This is a genomic window from Parapedobacter pyrenivorans (assembly GCF_014636865.1).
GTDB lineage: Bacteria > Bacteroidota > Bacteroidia > Sphingobacteriales > Sphingobacteriaceae > Parapedobacter > Parapedobacter pyrenivorans.
In genome coordinates this window covers 1-9,809 of record NZ_BMER01000008.1, presented here as the reverse complement: position 1 = coordinate 9,809, position 9,809 = coordinate 1, and the positions used below count along the sequence as shown (strand labels likewise).

Genomic DNA, 9,809 nt, shown 5'->3' with positions numbered 1-9,809 from the left:
GCGAACGGCTGGCCGGGGCATCGGTGACGCTGTACGATGGCAACCGGGAGATCGTGGCCAGGAAGAGCAGCGACGGAGAAGGTGCTTTTGAATTCGTGCTGGACCGTGACAGGTCTTACACCGTATTGGGGCAGAAGGAGAAGTACCATGCGGATTCGGCTAAAGTAAACACACTGGGTATAACGAAGTCTGACACGCTGGAGGTAGCCCTGCTGCTGGAGCCGGTTTTCGAAGTTGGCAAAACCTTTGAACTGGAAAATATCTATTATGATTTTGATAAGCACAACATCCGGCCGGATGCCGCGGCGGTGCTGGATGAGCTGGTGCGTACGCTGCGCGATAACCCGACGCTGAAGATCGAGCTGTCGAGCCATACGGACAGCCGAGGCAGCGACGCCTACAACGAGGCGCTGTCGCAGCGGCGGGCACAGGCTGCTGTGGACTACCTGGTGAGCCGTGGGATAGCGCGTGACCGGATGGTAGCGAAAGGTTACGGGGAGACGCGGTTGGTGAACGACTGCGGCAACGGGGTGCCCTGCTCGAGCGAGCAGCACCAGGCCAACAGGCGAACGGAAGTGACCGTATTGGTGTATTAGCGGTATACGGTTAAGAAATCCCGCCTTGCATCGCTTCTTTAATGATTTGGCGGATGATGCCCGACTGCTCGGGGTCGCCTTTCATAAGCGCCTTTGTGAACCGCTGCCACGTCTTGAAATCGACGTGCGATGGAATGATGGGCACATTGGGGTCGACCACGACATCGAGCACCGCAGGGGCGTCGGCGTTGATCAATTCATCGAGCGCGCCGTCGATCTCTTCCGGCTTTTCTACCCGGATGCCTTTGAGGCCGACGAGTTGTGCAAAGGCCGCATAGTTGAGATCGGGAATATCTTGGGATGCTTCAAACTTCGGCTCGCCGGAAAGCATGCGTTGTTCCCACGTGACCATATTCAGGTCGCGGTTATTCAATACGATAACCAATAGCCGGGGGTCCTCCCACGATTTCCAATACTTGGCGATGGTGATGAGTTCATTCATGCCCAGCATCTGCATGGCACCATCTCCCGAAATGGCCACGGCCATCCGGTCGGGATAGGCAAATTTCGCTGCTATCGCATAAGGTACGGCCGGACACATCGTAGCCAGATTGCCCGACAATGAAGCGAGCATGCCGCTCCGTATCCGCAGGTTGCGCGCGTACCAGAACGCAGCGGTACCGGAGTCCGCAGTGATCACGGCATAATCCGGCAACTTGGGCGATAGTTTCTGGATGACGAGTTGTGGATTGATGGGGTCAGCCGCTTGTTCGGATCGTTTTTCGACGGTCTCCCACCATACTGCTACTTGGGCCGTAACCTGTTCAAACCAGCTGCGGTCTTCCTTATAATGGAGTAATGGCAACAGTTCTTTGACGGTGGCCAGGCTATCGCCCAAGAGATTCACCTCCATCGGGTAGCGCAGGCTGAGCATACTGCCATCCACGTCGATCTGTACGCCACGCGCTTTGCCTGGTTCGGGCAAGTACTCGGCGTAGGGAAACCCGCTGCCGATCATCAACAGCGTATCGCAATTGTCCATCAACTCCCAGCTTGGTTTGGTGCCGAGCATACCGATGGATCCCGTTACATATGGCAGGTCATCCGGCAAAACCGATTTTCCCAATAAGGCTTTTGCTACCCCCGCACCCAATTTTTCAGCCAAAGACCCGATCTCGGCCGCCGCCCCCATAGCCCCGGCACCTACCAATATTGCTACCCGCTCACCGGCATTGAGGACTTCGGCGGCTTTCGTCAGCGCGGCCTGTTGCGGGATCAGCCGTGAGTGGGGGAAGCCCGTGCCGGTAGCCATATAACCATGTTCGCGAGGCGGTTCCTTGATTGCGGGCTCCTCTTGCAGGTCGCTGGGAATAATCACCGCTGTAACTGTCCGCTTAGCAACGGCAATCCGTATGGCGCGGTCGACCACCTGCCTTACTTGGGCCGGATGGGTGAGTAGCTGCACATAATCGCCGGCAACATCTTTGAATAACGACATGAGGTCGACCTCTTGCTGGTAATTGCTACCTAACGCGGTGCGCCGCTGCTGCCCGATGATGGCCACCACGGGCTGGTGATCCAGCTTGGCATCGTATAACCCATTGAGCAGATGGATAGCACCCGGCCCGGATGTAGCCAGGCAAACACCCACGGTTTGAGTGAATTTGGCATGTGCACACGCCATAAACGCTGACATTTCTTCATGGCGGGCCTGGATAAAAGCCAAGTCGCGGTCGCGGTTGAGCGCGCCAAGCAGGCCGTTTATGCCGTCGCCGGGATATCCGAAAATGCGGTTGATACCCCACGTTTTCAGTCGATCGATAAGAAAGTCACTTACATTCATGTGATGTCTTTTTGATACTAACGGGATAAGTCGGCATTGGTTTGGCCCGGTACAATTTTTATCCGATCCTATTGATTACTGATCACTGAGCCGTTGCTGCTTTCCGTTCCGTGCAGCAGCGGTTTGTTTTTGTTTGTTCCAACAATAATTTCCTATTTTTGCTGGCGATGAACTGGATTATCCGGATAAAGGCAGCGGCCATGTTGTGTATCATGCTCGTTTTGATCGGGCACGACTCGGTTCCACATAGTCACTACCACGGTTATACCCACGTCATTGATGTTGGTCAAAAAGAACATATTTTAAACCGTCTATTCGAAGACCATACACGCAGCAACCATTCCCATAAATATACCCAGGCGAGTAAACGGACCATGTTTGTCAAACGAGAAGTTACGAATACTTCTCCGTTACCTCGTGCCGGTATAATCAATTCTTCTTGTCCTGAAATTAGCTCCGTTCGGGGTGTGCTGTTATACCGGCCCGACATTGGTGAGCCTTGTCTTCACGCAAACGGACTCCGCGCTCCCCCTTTCTACCACTAGTTTGTTTCTGAATAGGATCGACAGGAAGCGCAATTCCATTTCGCTACCTATTATTAATTGCAGCCATAGTCGCTTTAATGGAGAACACGGTATTCCCCAGTGTCTGGCATGCGGGTATATAAATCGCCGTGCCGAAGAATAAATGAAAAATCAGGATGATATGAAGGCGTTTTTAGAAAATATAAACGAATTGGTGTTCGTGGTGTGTGAAGCCAATGGCGGAGCGTTCACCGCGATAGAAGGCAATTTAGGGCTGATCGCCATGGGCGATAGTGAGGAGTCGCTACATACCGCTATACGAGAGCAAGTAAACACATTTTTTAAGGGAAAGTTTTCCGGCATCGTCCGGGTACGGACGTTTACCGATACGGTACTTTCGATCACACCACGGCCGTGAACGATTGCGGCAATGGCGTACCCTGCCGGATCCGTCGCGTTGTCCGCATAAACAAAATCGCAGATGCGGTTGTTGACTCACTGGCTTGATTAAATTTTATTTGTCTTCAATCGTATGCGTTTAGCTCATTCGGATCCTTCAAATCAAGAACTGCTCACTACCGTTAGAAATTATGCTGACCACGCACATGGCGAGCAGACGCGGAAGTATACGCCTGAACGATATATTGTACACCCCGTACGGGTAATGAATCTTGTCCGTGGGATCAATAAAGATAACTGTGTATTGGCGGCAGCGTTGTTGCATGACGTCCTCGAAGACACCGCGATCACCGAAAATCAGCTATCGCAATTCCTGTCAACTCTATTCAATCCAGCTGATGCCGTGCGTACGTTGGGGTACGTTGTCGAACTTACGGATGTGTATACCAAAGAAAGTTATCCGCAGTTCAACCGGAGGACAAGAAAGGAAAAGGAACTTACTCGGCTTAGACAGATTTCGCCAGAATCCCAACTGATTAAATACGCAGATATCGTTGATAATGCCCAGCAAATTGCAATGCACGATAGCAATTTTGCAGGGGTTTTGCTGCAGGAATACAGGGATTTGCTTTTACAACTGGATAAGGGAGCGCCTTCGCTGCGCCAAAAAGCATTAGCTGTGATCAACGCCGAAATAAAGCAGCTTCGAGGAGAATAACGCCACCGAATTTTTCTTTGAAGTGCACCACATGGATCGCTACAATTTCTGTTTTGTAAGATTTTTGTTGTTTTGCCATTTATAAGGGCTCTTTTCTGTGTTTTTCGTTTTTCGGGACGGTATACGTCCGGAAAAATCACAATATTTGTGAACGAAATGAACAACGTACTGTTGTTGATGCAATAGACCGAGCTTACTGGGCCTCAAATGAAACAATTTTTATGCTATTCGATTACGTTTTTGTTTTCCGTTCAATCCCTCTTTTCCCAAACAAAAGATGATGAGGATTTTAACCGTGCCTTTCTGCAGATTTATATGCACACGGCCAGTGAGGATGTCGATAAGGCGTTAGCGGCTGCTGACTCCCTTTATCAGCAGGCTGGTACTGACGTACACCGGATTCGGTCCTTGATGCTGATCTCCGATATGTACCACAGGATGGCAAACCGGGATTCATCCATTCACTACGCGGTAAGGGCAGAGCGGATAGCGGAGCAGGTGAGTGACTATGCCTGGCAGGCGCGGATATGTGGGGTATTATCCACGCAGCACCGGGAAACCGGGTTGTTTGGCGCCGGTCGGAAATACGTGGAAAAAGGATTGAAAGTCATCGAAAAGGTGAAAAATCCGGAAACCGTAAATCAATTTAAGGGACAATGTTTCCAAGAACTTGGCTTTTATGACCTGGAAGAAAGGGAATACCGCGAGGCGATAACCAACTTCGGAAAAGCAGCGCCGTTTTTTGTTCATCTTGCAGACAGTGTGGTCAGAAATTTTGCACTTGCGCAAAACGATGAGCGACTCGGTTTATGCCACCTCGAACTGGGTGCTGTCGATTCGGCTAGATTTTATTATGGCCGAGCTTTGGCGCTCGAACAGAAGGCATCGGAAGCTAATACCCCGATTAAAGGCTTTATTTATAGTGGACTGGGACGCATACATTTGGCTGGCAAGCAATATGAACAGGCAGATTCCTGTTTCCAGCAAGCATTGGCCATTGCCGAAGCAACTGGATTTCCTAACCTCAAAATGAGTGTTTATAAGAACCTGGCAGCGTATTATCGGCTAACGGGCGACGATGAAGGCTATCGGCGATACAGTGACGAGTACCTGATACAGGTAATGGAAAACACAGGTAAGCAAAAGCGTTATGCAGACCATCTCCTTGCGCAGATACAGCACCAACTCATTAACGTAACGGCTTCCAATCAAACATTGATCTTTACAACGGCTGCATTGATTGTGTTGACTGGATTTGGCATGGGAATCTATATCCGCAAGCAGCGGAAAAACGAGCGCCGGTACAGGGCAATTATCAAAACACTCAAACAAACGGGCTTGCGTGCATCCACCGATGGGCAGTCGGCCCCGGTTCCGACGGAGCGGGAGCGGGACATCATGCCGGAGAGCACCAAGCAGGATTTGCTGCGGAAATTGGAGCGGTTTGAGTCGTCCCAGCAATTTACCGATCGGAAGATTTCCATTGCAGTGTTGGCAGGGAAAATGAAGACCAATACGAAGTATCTTTCTTACATCATCAACAATTACCGCAATAAGGATTTTAACGGCTACATCAATGAACTCCGGGTCAATTACATCATCGGAAAAATGGAAGCGGACAACCGTTACCTCAATTATAAGATCAGCTACCTAGCCGAAGAATGCGGATTCGCAACACACAGCCAGTTTACGACCGTGTTCCGGAACATTACCGGCTTGTCGCCTTCGACGTTCATCGCCTTTCTCAAAAAGGATGAACGGGTGGAAGCTTGAGGTTTTTTTATTCTGTTTAATTGATTTATTATCAGTTTTTTAACGCCTTGTTTATCCTTGTTATATTCCGTAATCTCGTAAGCGGAATAATTCGGAATGCCGGTCAGATATCCTAGTTTTGGTGCATCTTCTGACTGCCGTATCTATCATGGAAAGTTTGTTAGTTAGTGTTTCGCTGTTGTATACGCTTTTGGCCTCAGGCTTCTTGCTTACGATTTTTTTCAATGGCGGAAATCCGGCCAATCGATACCTCGCCTTGGGGTTATGGACCATTTGCCTGCACGTTGGCTATAAATTGATGTGGATTGGAAAGGGCGATACCGGTTTGTATGAGCCGCCGCTGCCGTTCGGAATGTTATATCCGGTGCTGCTGTATCTGTTTGCCCGGACGTATTACCTCCCGGAGAAGTCGGTTTCTTCCCGGCAGCTGCTGCATTTGTCATTGCCGTTTTTGCTGCACCTTGCACTGTTTGTCGTTGCCAGTCTGCAATCGGTTGAAAACAGTTGGACGATAGGCTACGCAAAAGCCTACTACGTCTCTTGTGCGATATCGTTAGTTATTTACGCGGTAATTACCGCACGATTATATAACGTCTATAAAGGCCCAGCGACCGCGACCGATATCCTGATCCACCAGCTGACGATGCTATGTTTCGGATTGGTCGTGCTCAGCTGCATGGTGCTGTACGAAGTGAGCGTGGCCGAAAGCGAAATCGGATTCGAGGTGCGCCCGATGGTGTACCTTTTCCTGATTGTTGGGCTCACGTTGATTGCACGCTACGTGATTTTCCAACGCGTCCCCATTTTCCGGGGCTACAGCGGGAAGGGCGGAGGCGAGGTTGCCGCTCCTCATTCCAAGTCGATAGCCGAATGGGCAGAAATCATTGAACGGGAATTGAATCGCACCCGGCTTTATCTCAACCCCTCGGTCTCCCTGGATATGCTTGCCCAACAAACAGCCATACCCCGCCATCAATTGACACAGGTTTTCAATGGCTATTACAAGAAATCGTTTTATCAGTTCATCGCGGTAACACGAATCGAGTACGCCATCCAGCGGATTTTAGAGCGGGACGATACGGTTACGCTGGATTCCTTGTCTTATGAATGCGGATTCAACTCCAAGACATCGTTCAATCGCTATTTTAAAGCCTATACCGGCATGACGCCTTCCGAGTACCGGTCTATGCAGCGCACGATCGCTGACCGGACTTTATGCATTTCGCCGTGATGGTGGCATACATCCTGGTCGCGACAATCACTGTTTCGCTTCTATCGATTTACATCCGCATGGTAGCCGGGCTGAAGACGAGGCTGGATCGGTATGCGTGTTATTTCCTAGGATATTTAACCATCCATGCCGCCCATGCCTTGGTGGTGCGTACCTATTTCGCTGACCAGATGCGGTTGGATTATTTTGCGCCTTACGGCCTACTGTATGGTCCTTTCCTGTACTTCGCCTATCGATTGGCCGCAGGTATGCCGTTGAGAAGAACGATGGTATTCACGCACGCCGTACCGTTCCTGTTGTTTGCAGCCTGTTATTTTCTTTGGTTGGCGATGCCTGCGCTGTTCAAGGGGTACGAGCTTCGTTTGGGGTTAAGTCTTTACGGCACGCTTTCCGTTTCTTTCCTCTCGTATACGTCATGGGCGTTATATTTCCGGCCTATAAACACCGATATGCTTCGTCGCGATGTATCGCGCATGATGGCCATGATGGCCATGGTGCTGGCTTTTGTGACGGTGTTGTTTTTGGCGGTGGCCTACGCTAGCGTGGTCGCGTGGTCGGTTTATTCACCGGTTAACGGTTCCGTTGTTTTCCTATGCATGTTGGCGGCATCGATTATCCTGTTTTCGCAGATCGTTGGCCGGACTGTCCGTGGTCCCGATGCGAAAGCGATTGCCGTTGATACGATGCCCGAAATCCGGCGGTTGGTACCCAGCGGCTTGGCGCAACCGACCAGCGGTCCGTATGAGAAGTCGGCGATCCCCGCGAACCTGCTGGACGGGTATGAAACCGCGTTAAGGCTGCTGATGGAAGGCAAACAAGCTTACCTCGACGACGGTCTTTCCTTGGTGTCGCTCGCCCAGCAACTGAAAATCCCCAAGCATCACCTTTCGCAGGTGTTTTCTTTGCGCATAGGCAAAAATTTCAATACGTACGTCAATGCACTGCGGATAGACCATGCGGTTTCGCTGATGCATGCCCATCCGGAAATGACTATCGGCGAGATTTTCTTTCGCAGTGGTTTTACCGCCAAGGCGTCTTTCAATCGGTACTTCAAGCAATTCAAAGGGATTACCCCTTCGGAATACCGCGGTCGGATCACCTCGTGAAAGTGTTGACTGTCTATCATCCGGCGTCGCGATCAGCCGCCGGTAATGCGCCATGGTAACGTCTCAAATCGTTGGGATTATTGACATCCCAAGCATGTGATACTTATTTTTTAGCCGTTCTCCGCATGTTTGCGGCTTGATAATGAAAGCTCGCCTGTTGATGGGTTTGCTTAACTATTGTTCTAACTTATATCGGTTGTCCTATGAGAAACAGTTACCTCAAACTGGTTTACATTTTCTTCTTGCTTTCGGATTTTTTAGCTGCTAAGCGCATGCGGGGGCTTTCGTTGCCATCAAAAAAATTGTCTTTCTTAATCCTGTTTTTGTTTTCGGTCGTCATAGGCCATGCACAGAGTATTCCGTCTTCAGCCGGTACGGCCCTTTGCCATACCTGCGTTCCCAACTCGGAATGGGTAAGAGGGGCGGGTACGCCGGATGTTTCCAATAGGAATACGGCTGCTGCCAGTGGGACTTCCGGAGGAGGGACCACGTGGGATGCCGCTCCGCTGCCCCTGCCACCCAATGGCCATGATTTTTGGATTTCGCTCCGGGATATCGGAACGGCAGGTGCGGAAGAAGATATCAGGACGACCATGACCGGCTTGGTGGCAGGTCGGGAATACGAAGTAACGATCTATTCGCTATCGGCAACGGGTGGTTATGCCGGAAGATATATTGACCAGTTTGATTTTCAGGTCGGTTCCCTTCCGAGGGTGAATGTCAATGACGTTACCCGGGATGTGTGGGGGACGAATAAACTGCGGTTTACGGCAACAGCGGCTTCGATGAACCTAACGTTTTATCCAGGAAACAACTCGGGCGCCAGTGCGCCTGCAAATTTTGAGTGCGTCAACATTTCGGTGACATTGGATGCCATCAATCAGATACCGATTGCCGAAAATAAAACAGCGACGACTAAAAAGACGACTCCCGTAACCATAGATGCCATAGAAAATGCGGTTGATCTTGATGGAACGATTGTGCCAAGTACAGCAGATTTGGATCCATCGACGCCGGGGATTCAACAGACTGCTACGACGGCTGAAGGGGAATGGACGGTAAACAGTTCGGGTATCGTGACATTTACCGCCGTTGAGGGATTCCGGGGAGAGGCGACCATTCCGTACACCCTGCAGGATAATTATTCACTGGATGGGGTTTCAGCGCCGGGTATATCTTCTCCTAAAACCATTACCGTGTTTGTGGAATACCCCGAACTGACGGTGACCAAGGTCATCACCAGCACGGGCCCGTACGAGAGCACGAACGACGTGATCACCTACGACATCACGGTTGAGAACACGGGCAACGTAACAATAGAGAACATCGTGCTGACGGATGCCAATGCGGTGATCCCGGCGGGCGAGGAGAACATCGGTACGCTGGCCCCGGGAGCGGACGTGACCATCACGGTGACGCATGCTATCACCCTAACGGACCTGAACAACGGCAGCGTTGGCAACCAGGCGACCGCGGCGGGTGAGGATTCTGACGGTGATCCGGTGACGGATGATTCGGACGATCCGGGTACGGGCATACCGGATGACCCGACGGATACGGATGTCGTGCAGACGCCGGAACTGACGGTGACCAAGGTCATCACCAGCACGGGCCCGTACGACAGCACGGACGACGTGATCAGTTATGATATCGTTGTGACTAATACGGGCAACGTGACG

Annotated in this window: 8 protein-coding genes; 7 read left to right on the top strand and 1 reads right to left on the bottom strand. The window is 51.0% G+C overall.

What is annotated here, in order from left to right; genetic code table 11:
* On the top strand, positions 1-596 hold a 596-nt coding region (locus IEV98_RS24305; protein ID WP_188508670.1), incomplete at its 5' end, for an OmpA family protein.
* Positions 597-606: 10 nt separating this feature from the next.
* Here IEV98_RS24305 and IEV98_RS24300 read toward each other — a convergent pair.
* On the bottom strand, positions 607-2,379 hold the full coding sequence (locus tag IEV98_RS24300) for a thiamine pyrophosphate-requiring protein (protein WP_188508669.1): 1,773 nt from the start codon (positions 2,377-2,379) through the stop codon (positions 607-609).
* Between the two features lie 705 nt (positions 2,380-3,084).
* Here IEV98_RS24300 and IEV98_RS24290 point away from each other — a divergent pair.
* The 6 genes from IEV98_RS24290 to IEV98_RS24265 form a co-directional block, all read left to right on the top strand.
* On the top strand, positions 3,085-3,321 hold the full coding sequence (locus IEV98_RS24290) for a hypothetical protein (protein WP_188508667.1): 237 nt from the start codon (positions 3,085-3,087) through the stop codon (positions 3,319-3,321).
* A gap of 114 nt (positions 3,322-3,435) precedes the next feature.
* Positions 3,436-4,020, top strand: a complete 585-nt coding sequence (locus tag IEV98_RS24285; RefSeq protein WP_188508666.1) for an HD domain-containing protein — start codon at positions 3,436-3,438, stop codon at positions 4,018-4,020.
* Positions 4,021-4,227: 207 nt separating this feature from the next.
* On the top strand, positions 4,228-5,793 hold the full coding sequence (locus IEV98_RS24280) for a tetratricopeptide repeat protein (RefSeq protein WP_188508665.1): 1,566 nt from the start codon (positions 4,228-4,230) through the stop codon (positions 5,791-5,793).
* Between the two features lie 148 nt (positions 5,794-5,941).
* Complete coding sequence (locus IEV98_RS24275) at positions 5,942-7,024, top strand: helix-turn-helix domain-containing protein (RefSeq protein ID WP_188508664.1); 1,083 nt, start codon at positions 5,942-5,944, stop codon at positions 7,022-7,024.
* Positions 7,024-8,130: an AraC family transcriptional regulator gene (locus tag IEV98_RS24270; protein ID WP_188508663.1), complete on the top strand. Its 1,107-nt coding sequence runs from the start codon at positions 7,024-7,026 to the stop codon at positions 8,128-8,130. The genes IEV98_RS24275 and IEV98_RS24270 overlap by 1 nt, the downstream gene beginning before the upstream one ends.
* A 203-nt stretch (positions 8,131-8,333) precedes the next feature.
* On the top strand, positions 8,334-9,809 hold a 1,476-nt coding region (locus IEV98_RS24265; RefSeq protein WP_188508662.1), incomplete at its 3' end, for a CLIPPER-2 domain-containing protein.

Coding starts and splice junctions, on each gene's coding strand:
- IEV98_RS24300 (WP_188508669.1), bottom strand. CDS start 2,379: ATGAATGTAAGTGACTTTCTTATCGATCGACTGAAAACGTGGGGTATC.
- IEV98_RS24290 (WP_188508667.1), top strand. CDS start 3,085: ATGAAGGCGTTTTTAGAAAATATAAACGAATTGGTGTTCGTGGTGTGT.
- IEV98_RS24285 (WP_188508666.1), top strand. CDS start 3,436: ATGCGTTTAGCTCATTCGGATCCTTCAAATCAAGAACTGCTCACTACC.
- IEV98_RS24280 (WP_188508665.1), top strand. CDS start 4,228: ATGAAACAATTTTTATGCTATTCGATTACGTTTTTGTTTTCCGTTCAA.
- IEV98_RS24275 (WP_188508664.1), top strand. CDS start 5,942: ATGGAAAGTTTGTTAGTTAGTGTTTCGCTGTTGTATACGCTTTTGGCC.
- IEV98_RS24270 (WP_188508663.1), top strand. CDS start 7,024: ATGGTGGCATACATCCTGGTCGCGACAATCACTGTTTCGCTTCTATCG.